The following is a 21388-nucleotide window of genomic DNA, read 5'->3' on the forward strand; positions in this document are numbered from 1 at the left end:
TGAACGCGCCGACCGCGCCCCGTACAGGTGCACACCGCCGTGGTGCACACCGCAGTGATGTGCACCGCAGTGGTGCGTGCCCAGTGGTGCGCGCCCAGTGATGTGCGTGCCCATGGTGCGTGCCTCGCGGTGTGCGCGCCGTTGCGGGCACGGTGGTCCTGCGCGCCCCCCGGCGGGTCAGGAGCGGAGGCGGAGGCCCCGGGGGGTCGGGTGGAAGCCCGCCGATTCGAGGGCGGCGGCCAGCGGGGAGTCGTTGATCGACTCGCCGTCGGCGCGTTCGACGGTCAGCTTGCCGAGCGCGCCCTCGCGGACGGCCAGGGCGAGCGCGTCCACCGCCGGTTGCAGGACGTCCGGGGAGTCGTCCCAGGTGAGGAGGGTGCGGCCACCGCGCTCGACGTAGAGGACGAGGCGGCCCTCGACCAGCACGACCAGCGCGCCCGCCTTGCGGCCGGGCTTGTGGCCGGCGGCGCCCTCGTCGCCGCGTCCGGGCCAGGGCAGCGCGGCCCCGTACGGGTTGGCGGGGTCGGCGGCCGCCAGCACCAGGGCGCGGACGCCGGGCTTGGGAGGCGTCTCCCAGAGCGCGGACAGGTCGTCCGGGGGAGCGGTCGCGGGGCGGAGGGCGCGGAGCCGGTCGACGGCGCCCGGCAGGGCGAACTGGGCGGCTCCGAGGCCCTCGACGAAGTAGCCCCGGCGGCACCGGCCCGTCTCCTCGAACGCGCGCAGCACCGGGTAGACCGCCGAGAACCCGCCGGGGATCCGCTCGGCCGCGACGGCGCCGCGTATGACGATGCCGTACCGCTCCAGCAGCGCCTCGGCGAGGGCATGCGAGCGCAGCGTCGCGGTGGTCTCCCGTTCGGGGAGCGGCCACCAGCGTCCGGCGACCGTGGGCGGGCCCGTCCGGGACGGCAGGACGGGACGGCCGCGCCGCGTCGTCCTGGACCGGTGCGTCGGACGGCCGGACCCCAGCGCGGCGCGCAGCGGGGCCATCGTGTCGTTGGTGAGGTGCCCCGACCACACGAGGTCCCACAGGGCGGTGACGAGGTCGGCGTCGTTCGCGGTGACGTCCTTGTTCACCCGGTCGGACAGCGTGCGGAAGAAGTGGGCGCCGCCGTCGCCCAGCGCGTCCAGTACGGCCCGGTGCACCGGCGTGAGGGTGATCTCCGCGGGCTCCGGCATCAGGAGCGGCGAGGTGTCGGCCAGGTAGAGCGCCACCCAGCCGTCGCCGCCCGGCAGGCCGCCCTGGCCCGCCCACACGACCTCTCCCGCGGACGTCAGCTCGTCCAGCATGGCCGGGGTGTAGCCGGGCACCCGGGACGGCAGGACCAGCGACTCCAGCGCCGACGCGGGAACGGCCGCCCCCTGCAACTGCTCGATCGCCTGGACGAGCGCGTCGACGCCGCGCAGCCGCGACCCGCCCGAGATGCCGTGCCAGACCGGCAGGAACCGGCCGAGCGACTCCGGCGGCGACGGCTCCACCTCGGCGCGGAGCCGGGCCAGCGAACGGCGCCGCAGCATCCGCAGCACGCCCGCGTCGCACCACTCGGTCGTGAGCGGGCCCGCGACGGCCTCGACGGGCAGGAACTCGCCCTCGACGATCCGCCCCGCGCCCGCCAGCCGCCGCAGCGTCTCGACGACCACGGCCGAGCCCAGCCCGAACCGGGCGGCGGCGTCGCCCGCCCGGAACGGCCCGTGCGTGCGCGCGTACCGGGAGATCAGGTCGCCGAGCGGGTCGTCCACCGGTTCGAGGAACGCCTCCGGGACGCCCACCGGCAGCGGCGCCCCGAGCGCGTCGCGCAGCCGCCCCGCGTCCTCGATCGCGGTCCACCGCTCCTCGCCGGCGATCCGGACGCGGATCGCCCGCCGCGTCCCCTCCAGCTCGACCAGCCACCGCGCCGCCTGCGCGACCGCCTCACCGGAGACCACCGCCGGTTCGCCGGAGCCCGCGAGGACCGGGGCGTCCGGCCGGGCGCCGTCGGCGCTCATGCCGCCGGAGTCCGGGGCGCCGGGGGCCGCCGGCGACGCGGCGCCGTCCGGCCCGGCGGGGGCGGGGGCGGGCAGGGTGCGTTCGGCGGCTTCGGCCGTGGTCAGGGGGCCGAGGGTGCGCAGGAGGTCGGCGACGCCCTCCAGGTCGCGGGCGCGGCGGTCGGGGGCCAGGCGCTGGAGCTCGCGCTCGGTCTCGGCGACCGCGTCGAGATCGAGGAGCTCGCGGAGGTCGGCCTGGCCGAGGAGCTCGGCGAGCAGCGCCGAGTCGAGCGCGAGCGCCTGCGCGCGGCGCTCGGCGAGCGGGGAGTCGCCCTCGTACATGAACGCGCCGACGTAGTGGAACAGCAGGGAGCGCGCGTAGGGCGACGGCTCGGGCGTCTCCACCTCGACCATGCGGACCTTGCGTCCCGACAGGTCGCGCATCAGCTGCACCAGGCCCGGGACGTCGAACACGTCCTGCAGGCACTCGCGCATGGTCTCCAGCACGATCGGGAACGACGGGTACTTGCTCGCGACGGCGAGGAGCTGCGCGGCGCGCTGGCGCTGCTGCCAGAGCGGCATGCGCTTGTCCGGACGGCGGCGGGGGAGCAGCAGCGAGCGGGCTGCGCACTCGCGGAACCGGGCCGCGAACAGCGCCGACCCGCCGAGCTCGTCCACCACGATGCGTTCGATGTCGTCGGCGTCGAAGACGGCGAGGTCGGGGCCCGGCGGCTCGTCCATGTCGGGGATGCGGATGACGATGCCGTCGTCGGCGTGCATGGCCTGTGCGTCGACGCCGTACCGCTCGCGCAGGCGGCCCGCCATGGCGAGCGCCCAGGGCGCGTGCACGCGCGCGCCCAGCGGGGAGTGGACGACCATCCGCCAGTCGCCGAGCTCGTCCCGGAAGCGTTCGACGACCATCGTGCGGTCGTCGGGCACGTGCCCGGTGGCCTCGCGCTGCTCGTTCACGTAGGAGACGAGGTTGGCGGACGCCCAGGCGTCCAGCCCGGCGGCGGAGACGCGGCCGCGCGCCTCCTCGGCGGGCAGCCCGGCCAGCTCGCGGGTGAACGAGCCGAGCGCGCGGCCCAGCTCGGCCGGGCGGCCGAGGGTGTCGCCGTGCCAGAACGGGAGCTTGCCGGGCTGGCCGGGGGCGGGGGAGACGAGCACGCGGTCGGGCGTGATGTCCTCGATGCGCCAGGAGCTGGCGCCGAGGACGAACACGTCGCCGACGCGCGACTCGTAGACCATCTCCTCGTCCAGCTCGCCCACGCGCGACGACTTCTCGCCGACCAGGAACACGCCGAACAGGCCGCGGTCCGGGATGGTGCCGCCGCTCGTCACGGCGAGGCGCTGGGCGCCGGGGCGGTCGCGCAGGACGCCGGTGACGCGGTCCCACACGAGGCGGGGGCGGAGCTCGCCGAACTCGTCGCTGGGGTAGCGGCCGGCGAGCATGTCGAGGCACGCCTCCAGCGCCGAACGCGGCAGGGCGGCGTAGGGCGCGGCGCGCCTGACCAGCGAATCGAGGTCGTCGACGGTCCACTCGTCCATGGAGACCATGGCGACGACCTGCTGCGCGAGGACGTCCAGGGGGTTGCGGGGGTAGCGCAGCTCCTCGATCTCGCCGCTGCGCATGCGCTCGGCCACCACCGTCGTCTGGACGAGGTCGCCCCGGTACTTGGGGAAGATCACGCCTTTCGACACGGCGCCGACCTGGTGGCCCGCGCGCCCGACCCGCTGGAGCCCGTTGGCCACCGAGGGCGGCGACTCCACCTGGACGACCAGGTCGACGGCGCCCATGTCGATGCCCAGCTCCAGGCTGGACGTCGCCACGACCGCCGGGAGGCGCCCCTCCTTCAGGGCGTTCTCGATGCCGGCCCGCTCCTCCTTGGAGACCGAGCCGTGGTGCGCCCTGGCGATCTCCATGGGCGCGCCTCTGGCCGCGCCCGCCTGGGCCATCGTGGCGGCCGGGGAGTGGTCTTCGGGCAGGGGCTCGCCCGTCGCCCGCTCGTAGGCGAGTTCGTTCAGCCGCCCGCAGAGCCGCTCGGCCAGCCGGCGCGAGTTCGCGAACACCAGCGTCGACCGGTGCGCCTGGATGAGGTCGAGCAGGCGGTCTTCGACATGGGGCCAGATACTGCGCTGGCGGGGGTCGGCGGTGCCGGAGTCGTCCATGAACCGGCCCACCTCGCCCATGTCCTCCACGGGGACGACGATGTCGAGGTCGAAGACCTTGTCGGACCGGGGCTGGACGACCGCCGCGGGCCTCGGACCGCCGAGGAACGCCGCGACCTCGCCGGCCGGACGGACGGTCGCCGACAGGCCGATCCGCTGCGCTGGCCGTTCGAGGAGGGCGTCGAGGCGTTCGAGGGAGAGCGCCAGGTGAGCGCCCCGCTTGGTGCCCGCCACGGCGTGCACCTCGTCCACGATGACGGTCTCGACGCCGCGCAGCGACTCGCGCGCCCGCGAGGTGAGGATCAGGAACAGCGACTCCGGCGTGGTGATGAGGATGTCCGGCGGCTTGACGGCGAGCCGGCGGCGCTCGTCGGCCGGGGTGTCGCCCGACCGCATCCCGACCCGGACGCCCGGCTCGGCCAGGCCCAGCCGCCGCGCCGCCTGCCGGATGCCGGTCAGCGGCGCGCGCAGGTTGCGCTCGACGTCCACGGCGAGGGCCTTCAGCGGCGACACGTACAGGACGCGGCAGCGCCGCAGCGGGTCGTCGGGGAGGGGCTCGTGGGCGAGCCGGTCGAGGGACCACAGGAACGCCGCCAGGGTCTTGCCGGACCCCGTCGGCGCCACCACCAGCGTGTTGTCGCCGCCCGCGATCGACTCCCACGCCCCCGCCTGGGCGGGCGTGGGCGCGGCGAACGCCCCGGAGAACCAGGCACGGGTCGCCGGGGAGAAGCGTTCTAGCACGTCACCGCCCATGGCGCCATACTGCCTCGCGGGTCGGACAGAACGCGGCGATGTGGCGGCCGTCACATTGTAAGCAAGCGCTTGTCCGGGCATGGTCTTCCGGTAGGACGCCCACCCCCAGAGGGAGTTTCCATGCCCTACGTCCTGCTCACCCTCGGGATCCTGTTCGCCTTGGCCGCCGCCAACGCGTTCGCGCCGAGGCGCAGCGCCGTCCTGCTCGCGCCCAGCTTCTTCCTGGGCTGGCTCACGATCGAGATGGCGCCGCACGTGCTCGTCACCTGGGCCGTGGCCACGGGACTCACGGCCGCCTTCGGCGGACTGGACGGCTGGGCCGGCTGGACGGGCCTCGTCCTGGCGCTCGCCGCCATGGCGGGCGTCGCGGCCACCGTCGTCGCGTCCCGCCGCACGGTCGTCACGCTGCGGGACAGCGGCGCACCCCTCGATCTGGACCCGGAGGGCGCTCCCCGCTATCCGCTGGCGCACCTGATCGTCCCGCCGTTGTGCCTGATCCCGCGCAAGGGCGTGCGCGTCGAACGCAACGTCGTGTACCGGGAGGAGGGCCGGCTCCGGCTCAGACTGGACGTGTTCCGTCCGGCGGACGGAGCCGACGACGGCGGGCTGCGTCCGGGGCTCATGCAGATCCACGGCGGCGCGTGGGTCATCGGGGACAAGCGCGAGCAGGGCCTGCCGCTGCTCAACCACATGGCCTTGCAGGGATGGGCCGGCTTCAACGTCAACTACCGGCTCAGCCCCCGCGCGACCTGGCCCGAGCACCTGATCGACCTGAAGCACTTCCTCGCCTGGTACAAGGAGCACGCCGAGGAGTACGGGGCCGACCCGGGCTTCCTCTGCGTGACCGGTGGGTCGGCCGGCGGGCACCTCGCCGCGCTGGTGGCGCTGACCGCGAACCAGCCCGCGTTCCAGCCGGGCTTCGAGGACGTCGACACGGCCGTGCAGGGCGCCGTCCCGTTCTACGGCGTCTACAACCTCGTCGAGGCGGGGCCGTGGCGGGTCCCCATGGGGGCCACGCGCATCATGGAGAAGATGGTGGTCAAGAAGCCCTTCGCGGAGAACCGCGAGGTGTACGCCGAGGCGTCCCCCGTCACCCACATCGGCGAGGACGCGCCGCCCTTCTTCGTCATCCACGGAAGCCGCGACTCGCTCATCCCCGCGGCGGAGGCCCGGCGATTCGTCGAGCGCCTCCGGGACGTCTCCGCGTCACCGGTCGTCTATGCCGAGATGAAGGGCGCCCAGCACGGGTTCGACGTCTTCCCCTCCTACCGGACGGCCCGCGTCATCGAGGGCGTCGAACGCTACCTGACGGGCCTGCACCGCCAGTACCGCCAAGGCGCCGGACCAGCCGTCCCCGGCGAGGTCGCACGGTCACTGGGGGAGCCCTCCGTCGGATAGCGTGGAGGACGTGCGGCTCACAATGTTCTGGGATCGGATGAACCAGCAGTTCGGCGAAAGCTATGCCCAGAGCGTCGCCAAGGACTACGTCATCGCCGAGTTGGGCGGGCGGACCGTCGAGCAGGCGCTCGCCGACGGCGAGTCGGCCAAGAAGGTCTGGCAGGCGGTCGTGGCCACCTTCGACGTCCCCTCGGCCCTCCGGTAGGAGCCGGTCAGTCCGGAACGGGCAGGTGGGCGTAGAGGTCCATCGCGTCCAGGGACGACGGCAGATCGCTGACCTGGCCGTCGCCGACCTCCACGACGCGCCAGGCGCCGTCCGTCCGGCGGGCGAGGTCGGTGGTGATGAACCGGCAGCCCAGGGCGCGGACGGCCGGCGCCACGGAGTCCAGGTCGGGATCGGGGTCCATGCCGGGGCTGTCCGGGTGCGGCCCCACCAGTGCGGGCTCGCCGTCCACCCACCACACGCGCGCCTCGCCGTCGCCGTCGTACTCCTCGAACTCGCGGACGACGAGACCTCCCGCCAGATGGTCGTCCCGTATCGCGACCATCTTGGAGGCGATGTCGTGCAGCTGCGCGGGGTTCTTCACGTCCGGGACGAAGCACGCCTCCTCCCACTCGTGCTTGCACGACTTCACGTAGTCCTTGACCACGGCGGGCCCGCTCCGCAGCGGCCGGACCAGCTCGGCCAGCTCGGCCAGGTCGCCAGGGTCCTGGCCGGCGCGGAGCGGGCGCCACACGCTGTGCGGGGTCAGCCCGGCGAACGTCTCGTGCCAGCCCGGCAGCTCGTGCGCGCGCCTATAGTCGTCCGGGTGCGTCAGCAGGGTCGTCCCGCGCCGCTTCAGGGCGGCGGCCATGGCGGCGTACTCGTCCGCCGACACCATCCAGCCGCGGTACCAGACCGGTCCCAGGCCGGAGGGGACGGCGGCGACCGCGTCCTCCACGTCACCGCGCCCCAGCGCGTCGTGGTCGATCAGGGCCGTCTCGCCGTAGTGGTCCCGCACGGCCGCGGCCTCACGGGAGAAATGGGGGTCAACGCGCCGGGGGTGGAGCGGATCGACGCAGAAGAGGACGGTCAGCGTCATGATTGGAACCCTCCGTGGACGGCGCCAGCGTACGGGGTTCGGACTAGGTAACGCACGGCGATTCCCGTCCAAATCGCCATACCGGACGATGATCGAACGGATGTTCGGTAGGCTGGTGCGCGGCACGCGGCGTCATCCACAATCGCGCCGGCGGCTCGAAAGTGTCGGTGGCCCGCCGTAACGTCGCCCTCGACATCGCCAGCAGCGGCCGAGAGCCGACAGTCACGACGAGAAGGACATCTCAATGGCAGCGAACGACCGGGAGAAGGCTCTCGAGACCGCACTCGCCCAGATCGAGCGTCAGTTCGGCAAGGGGTCGGTCATGCGGATGGGCGAGGAGGCGCGGGCGCCGGTCGAGGTGATCCCCACCGGCGCCATCGCCCTCGACATCGCGCTCGGCATCGGCGGCCTGCCCCGCGGCCGCGTCGTCGAGGTGTACGGCCCCGAGGGCTCCGGCAAGACCACCGTCGCGCTGCACGCCGTGGCGAGCGTCCAGAAGAAGGGCGGCATCGCCGCGTTCGTCGACGCCGAGCACGCGCTCGACCCCGAGTACGCCTCCAAGCTCGGCGTCGACATCGACGCCCTGCTGGTCTCGCAGCCCGACACCGGCGAGCAGGCCCTGGAGATCACCGACATGCTGATCCGCTCCGGCGCGATCGACATCGTCGTCATCGACTCCGTCGCCGCGCTCGTCCCCCGCGCCGAGATCGAGGGCGAGATGGGCGACAGCCACGTCGGCCTCCAGGCCCGCCTCATGTCGCAGGCCCTGCGCAAGCTCACCGGCGCGATCAACCAGACCAAGACCACCGCCATCTTCATCAACCAGCTCCGCGAGAAGGTCGGCGTGATGTTCGGCTCCCCGGAGACCACCACCGGCGGCCGGGCGCTGAAGTTCTACGCCTCCGTCCGGCTGGACGTCCGCCGCATCGAGACCCTCAAGGACGGCACCGAGGCCGTCGGCAACCGCGTCCGCGTCAAGGTCGTCAAGAACAAGATGGCCCCGCCGTTCCGCGTCGCCGACTTCGACCTCCTCTACGGCCATGGCATCAGCCGCGAGGGCGGCCTGATCGACCTCGGCGTGGAGCACGGCTTCGTCCGCAAGTCCGGGGCCTGGTACACCTACGACGGCGACCAGCTCGGCCAGGGCAAGGAGAACGCCCGCAATTTCCTCAAGTCCAACCCCGACATGGCGGACGGCATCGAGAAGCAGATCAAGGAGAAGCTCGGCATCGGCCCGAAGGTCGACAAGGAGGCCGAGCCCGCCGCCCCGGACGCCGCCCCCGCGCCCCCGCCGCCGCTCGTCACCGCTCCCAAGCCCGTCTCTGCGAAGAAGGCGGCGAGGGGCGCCAAGGTGGGCGATTCCTGACGAGGAATCCCCTGATATGGGTGACTCTTGACGAAGAGTGAGCGATGATCTCGTATGCAGGGCGGCGGCGCCTTACCCGGCACCGCACGACCGGTGCCCGGATCTTCCCCGATGGCGCCGCCGCTCCCACGGGCTCCGCCCGCAGGTCGGCGCGTCCGGGCCCTCACGCGATCACGGTGCGCCGCGCACTGCGGGGCGGGGGCGGGTGAGCGTGGCGTCGAGGGGACGGCGCGACGGGGACGGCGGCGGAGCGGATCCCGAGGCCAGGGCCCGCGAGATCTGCCTGCGCATGCTGTCCGGGTCGCCGCGCACCCGGGCCCAGCTGGCCGACGCGCTGCGCCGCAAGGACATCCCCGGCGACGTCGCCGAACGAGTCCTCGGCCGCTTCACCGACGTCGGCCTCATCGACGACGAGGCGTTCGCGCAGGCATGGGTCCAGTCCCGCCACACCGGCCGCGGCCTGGCCAAACGCGCTCTGGCCGCCGAGCTCCGCCGCCGCGGCGTGGCCTCCGACACCGTCAACGAGGCCGTCGAGTCCCTCGACCCCGCCCAGGAGGAGCAGACGGCGCGGGCCCTGGTCCTCCGCAGGCTCCCGGCCACCCGAGGCGTCGACCCCGCCAAGCGCATGCGCCGCCTGGTCGGCATGCTCGCCCGCAAGGGCTACCCGCCCGGCGTCGCCTACCGGGTGGTCAAAGAGGCCCTGGCCGAAGAGGGCGCCGACCTCGACTCCGTCCCCGACCCCTCGGACTCCTTCGACTGACCCGGCCGTGTGGTGACACACCGTCACCGCACGGTGACAGACCGACCTCGCTGTGACACGCCGGCCGCGCGCGATGGCACGTCGGCCCCCCGATGACACGCCCGCTGTGCGATGACAGGTCGGCCGCGCGGTGACATGTCGGCCTCACGGTGACACGCCGCTGCGCGATGGCACGCCGACCGCGGGGCGGGGCGGGGCGGGGCGTGGGGGTCCGAGGACGCGAGGTTCCGGGGGTGCGGGGGTTCCGAGGCTCCGGCTCTGACCGAGGGTCGCGGGGCTGGTGGGGAGGGGGGCGCCGGGTCAGGAGGGGCGGTAAGGAAGGACTCACGTTGACGTTCGGTTAGTCCGGAATGCCCCCCGTTTGCTTGCTCATTACCTCCATGCCGCTTACCGTTACGGTAGTGAGGAGTTACTCCGCGTCTCGCGGATTGCCATACGACCGAGCACGTTCCAGCAGCTGAGAGGCAGACAGGACAGGTTCGTCGACCGGAATCGGCCGAGTCGCCGGGGGCGCGCCGCGCGCGGTCCCGTGCTGTCGTGCATCCGCGCGCGAGTAAATCCTCGCTAGGCAGGGCCCGAAGTCCGGACGGGTCCGCGGCGAGGAAGGATCTGCCTCATGGAGAGCGTCCTGCTGGGTGCAGCACTGCTGGTGACCCTGGCCGCTCTCGTCATCGTCGTCCTGTGGCGTCCAGGCATGCCCGGCAGAGCCGCGGCGGAGATCGCCCGGGCACAGAGCGAGGCCGACGAGATCCGGTCGAAGGCGCAGCAGGACGCGCAGGACGTCCTGGACGAGGCCGAGCGGGAGACGCGGCGGATCACGTCCGAGGCGCGCGCCGAGGCCGAGGAGGAGGGCCGCGCCCTCCGCGACGACCTGCGGACCGTCCGGGAGGATCTGGAGCGCCGGGAGGCCCGGCTCGCCGAGCGCGAGCAGCGGCTGGACGGCGAGATGCGGCGCCTGGAGGAGCGGCAGGGCCGGCTCGCCGAGGCCAGGCAGGCCCTCGACGCCCGCAAGGAGGAGCTGGCCGGCGTCGCCGAGGAGCGGCGCAAGGTGCTGGAGCGGGCCGCCGGCCTCACCGCCGAGCAGGCCAAGGGCGAACTGGTCGCGGCGGTCGAGAACCAGGCGAAGCGGGAGTCGATCCCGATCGTCCGGGAGATCGAGAACTCGGCGCGGGCGGAGGGCGAGAAGCGCGCCCGCAAGATCGTGACGCTGGCGATCCAGCGGGTCGCGAGCGAGCAGACGGCCGAGTCGGTCGTGTCGGTGCTGCACCTGCCGAGCGACGAGATGAAGGGCCGCATCATCGGCCGCGAGGGCCGCAACATCCGGGCGTTCGAGACCACGACGGGCGTCAACCTGATCATCGACGACACGCCCGAGGCGGTCCTGCTGAGCTGCTTCGACCCGGTGCGCCGGGAGGTCGGGCGGCTGACGCTGGAGAAGCTCGTCCTGGACGGGCGCATCCATCCGCAGCGCATCGAGGAGATCTACGAGCGCAGCAAGAGCGACGTGGAGCAGCTGTGCGTCCGGGCCGGTGAGGACGCCCTGGTGGACGTCGGCATCGCCGACATGCACCCGGAGCTGATCGCGCTGCTCGGGCAGCTGCGGTACCGGACGTCGTACGGGCAGAACGTGCTGAAGCACCTGATCGAGTCCGCGCACATCGCGGGCGTCATGGCGAGCGAACTGCGGCTGCCGGTGGAGGTCGCCAAGCGGTGCACGCTGCTGCACGACATCGGCAAGGCGCTCACCCACGAGGTGGAGGGCAGCCACGCGCTGATCGGCGCCGAGATCGCGCGCCGGTACGGGGAGCACGAGGACGTCGTCCACGCGATCGAGGCGCACCACAACGAGGTCGAGGTCCGGACGGTGGAGGCTGTCCTCACCCAGGCCGCGGACGCCGTGAGCGGCAGCCGTCCGGGGGCGCGCAGGGAGTCGCTGGAGGCCTACGTCAAGCGGCTCGAACGGCTGGAGCAGATCGCCCGCGAGAAGCACGAGGGCGTGGAGAAGGTCTTCGCGATGCAGGCCGGGCGCGAGATCCGCGTGATGGTCAAGCCCGACTCGGTCGACGACATCCAGGCGCAGGTCATCGCCCGCGACATCGCCAAGCAGGTCGAGGACGAGCTGACCTACCCGGGCCAGATCCGCGTGACGGTGGTGCGGGAGTCCCGCGCAACCGAGTTCGCCCGCTGAGCCGGTGGCGCGCCCGCCCGCCCGTTCGGGGGCGGACGGGCGGAGTGGTCAGCCCACGGTGAGGTTGATGGGTTCCACGCCGCGCGGTTCGAACCCGAGGGTCTGCCCGTAGAAGGCGAGCTCCGCCTCCAGGCAGCGGAGGACGGTCCCGGCCTTGCGGAACCCGTGCGACTCGCCCTCGAACGTGAGGTAGGCGTAGGGCATCTTCTTGTCGGCCAGCGCGAGCGCGAAGCGCTCGGACTGGTCCGGCGGGACCACCGGGTCGTTCAGGCCCTGCAGGAGCAGGACCGGGCACGCCGTCTCGCCGGCGCGGCTGAGCGGCGAACGCTCCTCGTAGGCGCGCTCGAAGCCGGGCAGCGGGCCGATGAGGCCGAACAGGTAGTGCGACTCGAAGTCGTGGGTGGCCTCGGCGAAGCTCTGCAGGTCGCTGATGCCGAAGTAGGACGTCGCGGCCTTGAACACGCTGGTCTGCGTGATCGCGGCCAGCGTCGTCCAGCCGCCCGCGGAACCGCCCCGGATCGCCAGCCTCGCCGGATCGGCTATGCCGCCGTCCACGAGCGCCTGGGCCGCCGCTATGGCGTCCTCTACGTCGACCACGCCCCACTGGCGGCGCAGCCGTTCACGGTAGGCGCGGCCGTAGCCGGTCGACCCGCCGTAGTTGACGTCGATGACCCCGATGCCGCGGCTGGTGAAGTACACCCGCTCCAGATCGAGCACCTTGGAGACGCTGCCGGTGGGCCCGCCGTGCACGAACACGACGTACGGCGGCAGTTCGCCCTCGGGCGCGGTCGCCTCCGGGTTGGTGGGCGGGAACACGTAGGCGTGGACGGGACGCCCGAACGGCCCTTCCAGGCGCTCGGCGCGCGGCCTGGACAGGTACGCGACGTCCGGCAGCTCGGCCAGCTCGCGGCGCAGCCCCTCGACGCGCCCGGTCGTGGTGTCGACGCGGACGACCGAGGGCGGCAGGTCGGGGCCGCCGCCGATGCCGACGATCGTCGTCCCGTCCGCGGACAGCTGCGTCGCCCAGTGCTCGTAGGGGACCTCCAGGTCGACGAGGTCGAGCGTCTCCGGGTCGTAGACGCCGAGCCGCATGTCGCCCTCGCCGTGCAGGACGGCGAGGCGCCCGTCGCCGAGCAGCGCGTACGGCATGCCGCCGAGCTGCCAGAGCGGTCCGGTGAACTCCTCCTCGGCCGGGTAGAGGGCCTGCGGGGACTCGCCGTGCAGGCCGACCTGGTAGATGTTCCACCAGCCGGGCCAGTCGGAGATGACGTACAGGGACGCCTCGTCGCGCCACAGCGGCGCCAGGGCCGACTCCTTGAGCCCGCCCTTGACCGTCCGGGGCGCGACGGTGCGGCCGTCCTCGAGCGCCGCCACGCGCACCTCGGTGCCGTCCCAGGGCATGCGCGGGTGGTTCCACTGCACCCACGCCAGGTGCCCGCCGCCGGGCGACGGGGCGGGGTTCGCGTAGAACTGCGCGCCGGCGACCAGCTCGCGGATGGCGCCGGCGTCCTCGGCGGCGCGGCCGTCCAGCGGGACGGCGACGATGGCGCGGCGGATCCCGGTGACGCCGGGCTCCTCCGCCGGGAGGGCGGCGGCCTCCTCGCCCTCCGCGGGGGCGGGCGCCGGCGGCGCGGCGATGTGGCCCTCGCAGACGCACCAGATCTCCGTCCCGTCCGGGGACAGGACGTAGTCGGCGTAGCGCAGCCCCGCCGGGACGGCCGGCTCGGGCGTCAGCGGGTAGGGCTTGGGGTCGCCCTCGTCGAGCCGGTGGAGCCGCTGGTCGTCGTAGTTGGAGAAGACGACCGACCAGCCCTCGGCGGTGCGGACCGGCAGGTACGACCGGCCCCCGTACTCGTGGACGCGGGTACGGGCGTTCCAGGGCGCCTGCAGCAGCTCCGTGCGGTGACCGCCGTTGAGATGGATGACCGTGGTCCGTCCGTCCTCCTCGGGCCGGGTCTCCTGCCACCACACGTCGTCGCCCGCGACGGTGGGAAAACTGAGGCGCAGCCGGGCGCGGGCGACATCGGCCGCGGAGATGGGGGAGGGCCAGGAGCCGTAGGGGAGGGTCGCACGAGCGGTCATAACAGGAATCGTCCCGCATACGGGGATCGGTTGGGGCCATGACGGGCGCTTTGACTTCGGAAAGATACAAGGCGGCGACCAGCGGACTCACCGGTAACCGGGCGGGGGCGCCACCGGGAAACCGGCGGCGCCCCCGAAGCGGACGTCCAGGAGGTCAGACCGACGGGACGGTCTGCTGGGCGACCCCGACCCCCGCGACCGGCGGCGGGCCGCCCGTGCCCATGGTCTTGGCCTCCGTCTTGCGGCTGCGGCGGCTGCGCGCCTCCAGCCACGTCGCGACCCGGCTCAGGGACATGTTGATCGCGATGTAGATGATCGCGACCACGATCCCGGCCTGCAGGACGTTGTTGCTGTAGTTGGCGGGCACCTGCTTGAAGCCGGCCTGCAGCAGCTCGGGGTAGGCGATGATGAAGCCGAGCGCGGTGTCCTTCAGCAGGACGACGATCTGGCTCACGATCGCCGGCATCATCACGGTGATGGCCTGCGGCAGCAGGACGAGCCGCATGACGCCGTTCTTGCGCAGGCCGATGGAGTAGGCGGCCTCCGACTGCCCCTTCGGGATCGACAGGACGCCCGCGCGGATGACCTCGGCGAGCACCGAGCCGTTGTACATGGTGAGGCCGAACACGACCGCGGCGAACGCGGGCACGGTGATCACGCCGGCGTTGCTCTCCACCCCGAAGACCGAGAAGAAGTAGTCGACCGAGACGCGCTGCAGCTGGCCGAACTGGGACTCGGCGATCTGCGGGCTGATCTTGTTCGGCACGAAGAACGCCAGGAAGATCAGGATCAGCAGCGGGATGCCGCGGAAGAACTCCACGACGGCCCCGGCCGGCAGCCTGACCCACCAGTGGTCGGAGAGCCGGGCCAGGCCGAACACGATGCCGAACAGCAGCGCCAGGACGGTCGCGACCGCGGCGGCCTTCAGCGTGTTCAGCAGGCCGGGGATGATCAGGTGCCGCCAGACCGTCCACTCGGTGAACGGCGTCCAGAGGTTCGCGGCGAACTGGTCCTTGTCGGCCAGCCGCCAGATCAGCGCGGCGAGGACGGCGGCGAGCGTCACCGTCACGCCGATGCCGAGCATCCGGTTCCGCGCGTGCGCCCGCGGCCCGGGGACGTCGAAGAGTACGGTCGCTTCCTTGCTCAACGCGCCACCGCCATCCGCTTGGCCAGCCAGCCGAAGAAGTACCCGGTCGGCAGGGTGAGGATCAGGAAGCCGACGGCCACGCCGAGGAACAGCGGGATGACCCCGTTGCTGAAGGACGGGGCGTCGACGATGGTCTTGGTGACCAGCGCCACCTCGCCGTAGCTCGCCGCGGCGGCGACCGTGGTGTTCTTGATCATCGCGATGAGGACGCTGCCCAGCGGCGCGATGATCGCGCGGAACGCCTGCGGCAGGATGATCACGCGCAGCGACTGGGTGAAGGTCAGGCCGATCGACCGCGCCGCCTCCGCCTGCCCCAGCGGGACGGTGTTGATCCCCGACCGCAGCGTCTCGCAGACGAAGGCCCCGGTGTACGCCGACAGGCCGAGGACGGCCCACCAGTAGTAGGAGACCGACGAGGTCGCGGAGAACTTCAGCGCGAGGATGTCGTTGAGGCCGAGGCTGCACATCAGCAGCACCAGGGTCAGCGGCGTGTTCCGCACGATGCTGACGTAGCCGGTGCCGAAGCTGCGCAGGATCGGGACGGGAGCGACGCGGAAGCTCGCCAGGAGGGTGCCGATGACGAGGGAGAGGACCGCGGCGGCGGCCGCGAGGCGGATCGTCGCCCAGAAGCCCTGAAGGATCTCGTCGAAATGATCGAAGAACGGGCTGAAGTCAAACATTGCTCAGCTGTTTCATGGCGTTCCAGCGGTGTCGGGCCAGCGGTGTCGAGCCCGGCCGGCGGTGTCAGGCCAGGCCGGCGCGTCCCCGGGAGCCGCTCCGCGGGGACGCACCGGCGTGACGGGCGTCAGGCGCGGCCCCCGGTCAGGAGCAGCCCTCCATCTGCGGGGCGGTCGTGGCGAGCTTCAGCCCGGTGCCGGCGAAGTGCTTCTCCAGCATCGTCTTGGCGGTGCCGTCCGAGTACATGTCGGTGATGGCCTTGTTGACGGCCTCGCAGGTCTCGGTGTCGCCCTTCTTGATGCCGACGCCGTACTTCTCGTCGGTGAAGGGGTCGTTGATGACCTTGAAGGAGCCCTTCTGCTGGTTGGCGAACCCGGCGAGGATCAGGTCGTCGGTGCTCACCGCGTCCAGCGCGCCGGACTTCAGCTTGCTCACGCACTCGGAGTAGCTGCTGGCGTCCACCAGCGTGACGCCCTTGATGTTGAGCTTGCCGTCCGGGGGGCCTTCGGTGATGCGGCGGAAGGAGTTGGACCCGGCCGCCTTGCAGAGCTTCTTGCCCTTGAGGTCGGCGGTCTTCTTGATGTCGGTGTTGTTCGCCTTCACCATCGTGTCCTGGTGCGCGACGTAGTAGGGACCGCCGAAGGTCACCTGCTGCTTGCGCGCCTCGGTGATGGAGTAGGTGGCGAAGATCAGGTCGACCTGGCCGCCGCCGATGAACGACTCGCGGTTCGCGGAGGTCGTCTCCTTGAACGTGATGCCGCTCTCGGGGACGCCCAGCTTCTGCGCGACGTACTTGGCGACGTCCACGTCGAAGCCGTCATAGGTGCCGTCGGGCTTCTTCAGGCCCAGCGCAGGCTGGTCGAACTTGATGCCGATGGTCAGTTTCTTGTCGTCCTTGGCCTTCTGGACGACCGTCTTGGCCTCGGTCTTCTCGGTGTCGCTGCCACACGCGCTGAGCGCCAGGGACAGCGCCATCCCCGCCCCGATGAGGGCGCCGAAACGACGTACTCGCATTGCTCGTCCTACCTCTGCTCTCTGCCGGAGCCCCGCGGCTCAGTGCGTGAGGATCTTTGAAAGGAAGTCCTTCGCGCGGTCGGTTCGCGCGTTGGTGAAGAACTCGTCGGGGGTGTTCTCTTCGACGATCTGGCCGTCCGCCATGAACACGACCTTCTGCGCGGCCCGGCGGGCGAAGCCCATCTCGTGCGTGACGACGATCATCGTCATGCCCTCGCGGGCCAGGCCCGTCATGACGTCGAGGACCTCGTTGACCATCTCCGGGTCCAGCGCCGAGGTGGGCTCGTCGAAGAGCATCACCTTGGGCTTCATCGCGAGGGAGCGCGCGATCGCCGCCCGCTGCTGCTGCCCGCCGGACAGCTGCGCCGGGTACTTGCCGGCCTGGTTGGCGATGCCGACCCGGTCCAGCAGCTCCATCGCGTGCTTCTGCGACTCCTGCTTGCCCTGCTTGCGGACCTTCACCGGCCCCAGCGTGACGTTCTCCAGGATCGTCTTGTGGGCGAAGAGGTTGAACGACTGGAACACCATGCCGACGTCGGCACGGAGCTTCGCCAGATCCTTGCCCTCCTTGGGCAGTTCCTTGCCGTCCACGAGGATCGTTCCGCCGTCGATGGGCTCCAGCCGGTTGATCGACCGGCACAGGGTCGACTTCCCGCCGCCGGACGGGCCGATGACGACGACCACCTCGCCGGAGTTCACGGTGAGGTTGATGTCCTTGAGGACGTGCAGCTCGCCGAAGTGCTTGTTGACGTTCTCCACCACGACGAGGGGCCGGTCGCCACCCGTGGGGGCCGGCTCCGGACCAGAGTCCTCCGGCTCGTCCTTGGTGAGGTCGAGCCCGCCTTCGCTGTCCGTCATGCGGTCGGACTTTACGTCATGGGCAGAATCGCGAAAGTCGCCGCGCGGTACCGATACGATCACGAATCCCCATGTCGGACGGGGTCCATCGGGGCGCGGGCTGATCATCTGGGCAGGTGGGAGCGGTGCGGCCGTCCGTTCCGCGCCGGGCGTTCCGCGCGTCCGCCGAGGGCCCGTACCCTTGGTTACCGTCATGAGTGCGCCAATGGAGACCGCCACCCGTACGTACGAGATCCGTACCTACGGGTGCCAGATGAACGTCCACGACTCCGAGCGGCTGTCCGGGCTGCTGGAGTCGGCCGGCTACGTCCGCGCGGAGGACGCCGAGCCCGACGTGGTGGTGTTCAACACCTGCGCCGTGCGCGAGAACGCCGACAACCGCCTCTACGGCAACCTCGGCCATCTCCGGCCCGTCAAGGACGGCCATCCCGGCATGCAGATCGCCGTCGGCGGCTGCCTCGCCCAGAAGGACCGCGACACCATCGTCAAGCGCGCCCCCTGGGTGGACGTCGTGTTCGGCACCCACAACATCGGGTCGCTGCCCGCGCTGCTGGAACGCGCGCGTGTGCAGAGCGAGGCGCAGGTCGAGATCGAAGAGTCGCTGGTGACCTTCCCCTCGACGCTGCCGACACGACGCGAGTCCCCGTACGCCGCGTGGGTGTCGATCTCCGTCGGGTGCAACAACACGTGCACGTTCTGCATCGTCCCGTCCCTGCGCGGCAAGGAGAAGGACCGCCGGCCCGGGGAGATCCTCGCCGAGGTGGAGGCGCTCGTCGCGGAGGGCGCCCTGGAGGTCACCCTGCTGGGGCAGAACGTCAACGCCTACGGCTCGGGCTTCGGCGCCCTGTCCGCCGCGCCGGACGACGTGCGCGCCATGACCGAGGGCGGCCAGTCCGCGTTCGCGGGGCTGCTGCGCGCGTGCGGGGGAGTGGAGGGCCTGGAGCGGGTCCGGTTCACCTCGCCGCACCCCAAGGACTTCACCGACGACGTCATCGCCGCGATGGCCGAGTTGCCGAACGTGATGCCGTCGCTGCACATGCCGCTCCAGTCCGGCTCGGACGCGGTGCTGCGCGCGATGCGCCGCTCGTACCGGCAGGAGCGCTACCTCGGCATCATCGGGAAGGTCCGGGCCGCGATCCCGGACGCGGCGATCACCACCGACATCATCGTGGGGTTCCCCGGCGAGACCGAGGCCGACTTCGAGCAGACCCTGCACGTGGTGCGGGAGGCGCGCTTCTCGTCGGCGTTCACGTTCCAGTACTCCAAGCGTCCGGGCACCCCGGCCGCGACGATGGACGGCCAGCTCCCGAAGGAGGTCGTCCAGGAGCGCTACGAGCGGCTCGTCGCCCTCCAGGAGGAGATCTCCTGGGCGGAGAACAAGAAGCAGCTCGGCCGCACCCTGGAGGTCCTCGTCGCCGAGGGCGAGGGGCGCAAGGACGAGGCGACCCGCCGGCTGTCGGGACGCGCGCGCGACAACCGCCTGGTCCACTTCGGCGTGCCGGAGGAGCCGGTCCGGCCCGGCGACATGGTCACCGTCGAGGTCACCTACGCCGCGCCGCACCACCTGGTCGCCGACAAGCCCGCGCAGGCCGTCCGCAGGACGCGCGCGGGCGACGCGTGGGAGGCCCGTCAGGGCGGGGAGCGCGGCGTCTCGCTGGGCATGCCGTCGATCGGGCGTCCGGCGCCGCCCGCCGCGCCCTCCGGCCAGGGCTGCGCCGCCGGGTCCTGAACTGGGGCATGATCGGATCGGGCCCGCGGTCCGGTTCCGCGCGGTCCGGCCCCGTGTCGATCAGCAGCACGTCGATCGGCAGCACGTCGATCAGCACCGTGCGGTCCGGCCCGGTTCCCAAGGAGGCAGCGTGCTCGTATCGGCGGCGGTGTGCCCGCATCCGCCCGTCCTCGTCCCGGAGATGGCGGGGGAGGCGGCGCCGGAACTGGACGCGCTGCGCGCCGCGTGCGACGAGGCCGTCGGGCGTCTCCGCGGCGCCGGCGCGCTGATCGCGGTCGGCGGCGGGCCGGAGACGCGGGCGTACGGGGCGGGCGCCTACGCGTCCCTCAGGCCGTACGGGCTCGGCTGGACGAGTCCCAGCGGCCCCGGGGCGGGCGCCGAGGCGCTCCCGCTGTCCCTCACGATCGGACGCTGGCTGCTGGAGCGGCAGGGCCTCGCCGCGGGCGCCCGCTACCAGGCGGTGGGGTTCGACACAGAGCCCGAAGCGTGCGCGGCGCTGGGGAGAGAGTTGGCGGAGTCGGCCGAGCGCGTCGCGCTCTTGGTGATGGGCGACGGGTCGGCGTGCCGCTCGGAGAAGGCGCCCGGTTATCTCGACGTGCGCGCGCGCCCTCATGACGAGGGCGTGGCGCGCGCGCTCGGCACGGCCGACGCCGCCGCCCTGGCCGCGCTGGACCCCGGGATCTCCCGGGACGTCCAGGCGGCTGGGCGCGCGGCGTGGCAGGTGCTGGCCGGCGCGGTCGGCGGCGCCGCTCTCACCGGCGAACTGCTCGCCGACGAGGCGCCGTACGGAGTCGGCTACTTCGCGGCGGCCTGGTCCCGGCGGGTCGGCTGAAGGCGCGGCCGTTTGAAGGCGCGGCCGTTTGAAGGCGCAGGCGGGCCGCCGGGCTAGGGCTGCCGGCCGCCGCCCTGCCCCATGCCGCCCTGGCCGGGCTCGCCGCCCTGCCCCATGCCCCCGCCCGAGTCGGAGCGGCCCGTGTCGCCGGGCCGGTCGCTTCCGCGCTCGATGTAGTCGCCGGCCTTCTCCTGGACCTTGTCGACCTTGTCGGCGTACTTGCCGCCGGTTCGCTCGTCGATCATGTCCCCGGCCCGCTCCACGCCCTTCTTGGCCTTGTCGGAGTGCTGCCCGAGCATCTGCTTGACCTTGTCGACGATGGACATTCCCGATCCCCCCGGATCCCTCGTCTCGATCGGTGCGGCGCAGGCGCGCGACACCCGTACAACCCGGCTATACCCGTTCTGTTGCCACAATCATTCCCGTGACCTCACCTGATGCTCCGTACGTGATCGCCGTCGTCGGGGCGACGGCGGCCGGGAAGTCCGACCTCGCCGTCGAACTGGCGCTGCGGCTGGACGGCGAGGCCGTCAACGCCGACTCGATGCAGCTCTACCGGGGGATGGACGTCGGCACGGCGAAGCTGACCGCGGCCGAGATGCGCGGCGTCCCCCACCATCTGCTGGACGTGTGGGACGTGACGCGCACGGCGAGCGTCGCCGAGTACCAGCGCCTCGCCGCCGACGTCATCGCGGACGTGCGGGGCCGGGGGCGCCTGCCCGTCCTGGTGGGCGGGTCGGGCCTCTACGTCCGGGCGGCGCTCGACCACCTGGAGTTCCCGGGGACGGACCCGGCCGTCCGGGCGCGCCTCGACGCGGACCTGGCGCGGCTCGGCCCCGGCGCGCTGCACGACCGGCTGCGCGAGCTGGACCCCGCCGCCGCCGACGCGATCCTGCCGAGCAACGGCCGCCGGATCGTCCGGGCCCTGGAGGTCGTCGAGATCACCGGCCGCCCGTTCACCGCGACGCTGCCCGAGCACCGGTACCGCTACGGCTCGGCCCTGCAGATCGGGGTGAGCGTCCCGCGCGAGGCGCTGGACGAGCGCATCGCCCTGCGCGTGGAGCGGATGTGGGACGCGGGCCTGGTCGACGAGGTGCGGGAGCTGGAGAAGCGCGGCCTGCGGGACGGGCTGACCGCCGGGCGGGCCCTCGGCTACGCGCAGGTGCTCCGGTTCCTCGCGGGGGAGTGGACGCAGGAGCGGGCCAAGGAGGAGACGATCCGCACGACGCGGCGCTTCGCCCGCCGGCAGGAGTCGTGGTTCCGCCGCGACCCGCGCGTCCAGTGGCTCCCCTACGACGCCCCCGACCTGGCCGGACGTGCTCTCGCCATGATCGCGGAGGCGGGCGGGCGGGACGCCTGACGGAGGCAAT

16 protein-coding genes are annotated in these 21388 nt (G+C 72.5%); 8 read left to right on the forward strand and 8 right to left on the reverse strand.

The genetic code is table 11. The features are described from left to right. Nucleotides 1-177: 177 nt before the first annotated feature. Nucleotides 178-4884 carry a DEAD/DEAH box helicase gene (locus tag ACA511_RS33525; RefSeq protein WP_375028698.1) on the reverse strand — a complete coding sequence of 1569 codons (4707 nt, stop codon included), beginning with the start codon at nt 4882-4884 and terminating at the stop codon, nt 178-180. A gap of 120 nt (nt 4885-5004) precedes the next feature. Here ACA511_RS33525 and ACA511_RS33530 point away from each other — a divergent pair, with 120 nt between their 5' ends. Both ACA511_RS33530 and ACA511_RS33535 read left to right on the forward strand, forming a co-directional pair. After that, nucleotides 5005-6282 (forward strand): alpha/beta hydrolase fold domain-containing protein, encoded by a 1278-nt coding sequence (locus tag ACA511_RS33530; RefSeq protein ID WP_375028699.1) that lies wholly within the window; start codon nt 5005-5007, stop codon nt 6280-6282. A gap of 10 nt (nt 6283-6292) precedes the next feature. Further along, nucleotides 6293-6487, forward strand: a complete 195-nt coding sequence (locus tag ACA511_RS33535; protein WP_375028700.1) for a DUF3046 domain-containing protein — start codon at nt 6293-6295, stop codon at nt 6485-6487. 7 nt (nt 6488-6494) lie between these two features. Here the strand turns inward: ACA511_RS33535 and ACA511_RS33540 are convergent, their stop codons facing one another. Next, the gene (locus tag ACA511_RS33540) at nt 6495-7364 is read right to left on the reverse strand and encodes an ATP-grasp domain-containing protein (RefSeq protein ID WP_375028701.1); all 870 of its coding nucleotides are present in this window, start codon (nt 7362-7364) and stop codon (nt 6495-6497) included. Nucleotides 7365-7608: 244 nt separating this feature from the next. Here ACA511_RS33540 and recA point away from each other — a divergent pair, with 244 nt between their 5' ends. From recA to rny, 3 genes are all read left to right on the forward strand, one after another. Beyond that, a complete protein-coding gene (gene recA / locus ACA511_RS33545; protein ID WP_375028702.1) occupies nt 7609-8730 on the forward strand; it encodes a recombinase RecA in 1122 nt (373 codons plus the stop codon). Between the two features lie 205 nt (nt 8731-8935). After that, nucleotides 8936-9490 (forward strand): regulatory protein RecX, encoded by a 555-nt coding sequence (locus tag ACA511_RS33550; protein ID WP_375028703.1) that lies wholly within the window; start codon nt 8936-8938, stop codon nt 9488-9490. 628 nt (nt 9491-10118) lie between these two features. Further along, the gene (gene rny / locus ACA511_RS33555) at nt 10119-11678 is read left to right on the forward strand and encodes a ribonuclease Y (protein WP_375028739.1); all 1560 of its coding nucleotides are present in this window, start codon (nt 10119-10121) and stop codon (nt 11676-11678) included. A 48-nt stretch (nt 11679-11726) separates the two neighbouring features. On the opposite strand, the gene ACA511_RS33560 is transcribed toward rny, so the two are convergent. The 5 genes from ACA511_RS33560 to ACA511_RS33580 form a co-directional block, all read right to left on the reverse strand. After that, entirely contained in the window at nt 11727-13760 is a 2034-nt protein-coding gene (locus ACA511_RS33560) for an alpha/beta hydrolase family protein (protein WP_375028704.1), read from the reverse strand. A gap of 154 nt (nt 13761-13914) precedes the next feature. After that, on the reverse strand, nt 13915-14907 hold the full coding sequence (locus tag ACA511_RS33565; protein WP_375028705.1) for an amino acid ABC transporter permease: 993 nt from the start codon (nt 14905-14907) through the stop codon (nt 13915-13917). Continuing rightward, on the reverse strand, nt 14904-15587 hold the full coding sequence (locus ACA511_RS33570) for an amino acid ABC transporter permease (RefSeq protein WP_375028706.1): 684 nt from the start codon (nt 15585-15587) through the stop codon (nt 14904-14906). Before ACA511_RS33570 ends, ACA511_RS33565 begins: the two co-directional genes overlap by 4 nt. 142 nt (nt 15588-15729) lie before the next feature. Continuing rightward, the gene (locus ACA511_RS33575; RefSeq protein WP_375028707.1) at nt 15730-16599 is read right to left on the reverse strand and encodes a glutamate ABC transporter substrate-binding protein; all 870 of its coding nucleotides are present in this window, start codon (nt 16597-16599) and stop codon (nt 15730-15732) included. A gap of 39 nt (nt 16600-16638) precedes the next feature. Further along, nucleotides 16639-17361 (reverse strand): amino acid ABC transporter ATP-binding protein, encoded by a 723-nt coding sequence (locus ACA511_RS33580; RefSeq protein ID WP_375028740.1) that lies wholly within the window; start codon nt 17359-17361, stop codon nt 16639-16641. A 289-nt stretch (nt 17362-17650) separates the two neighbouring features. Here ACA511_RS33580 and miaB point away from each other — a divergent pair, with 289 nt between their 5' ends. Then, a complete protein-coding gene (gene miaB / locus ACA511_RS33585) occupies nt 17651-19186 on the forward strand; it encodes a tRNA (N6-isopentenyl adenosine(37)-C2)-methylthiotransferase MiaB (RefSeq protein WP_375028708.1) in 1536 nt (511 codons plus the stop codon). A gap of 130 nt (nt 19187-19316) precedes the next feature. Beyond that, nucleotides 19317-20018 carry a hypothetical protein gene (locus ACA511_RS33590; RefSeq protein ID WP_375028709.1) on the forward strand — a complete coding sequence of 234 codons (702 nt, stop codon included), beginning with the start codon at nt 19317-19319 and terminating at the stop codon, nt 20016-20018. Nucleotides 20019-20071: 53 nt separating this feature from the next. Here the strand turns inward: ACA511_RS33590 and ACA511_RS33595 are convergent, their stop codons facing one another. After that, nucleotides 20072-20344: an antitoxin gene (locus ACA511_RS33595; protein WP_375028710.1), complete on the reverse strand. Its 273-nt coding sequence runs from the start codon at nt 20342-20344 to the stop codon at nt 20072-20074. A gap of 122 nt (nt 20345-20466) precedes the next feature. On the opposite strand from ACA511_RS33595, the gene miaA reads away from it, so the two are divergent. Next, nucleotides 20467-21378 carry a tRNA (adenosine(37)-N6)-dimethylallyltransferase MiaA gene (gene miaA / locus ACA511_RS33600; protein WP_375028741.1) on the forward strand — a complete coding sequence of 304 codons (912 nt, stop codon included), beginning with the start codon at nt 20467-20469 and terminating at the stop codon, nt 21376-21378. Nucleotides 21379-21388: the final 10 nt, after the last annotated feature.

This window comes from Actinomadura sp. GTD37 (genome assembly GCF_041951365.1).
Taxonomy (GTDB): Bacteria; Actinomycetota; Actinomycetes; order Streptosporangiales; family Streptosporangiaceae; genus Spirillospora.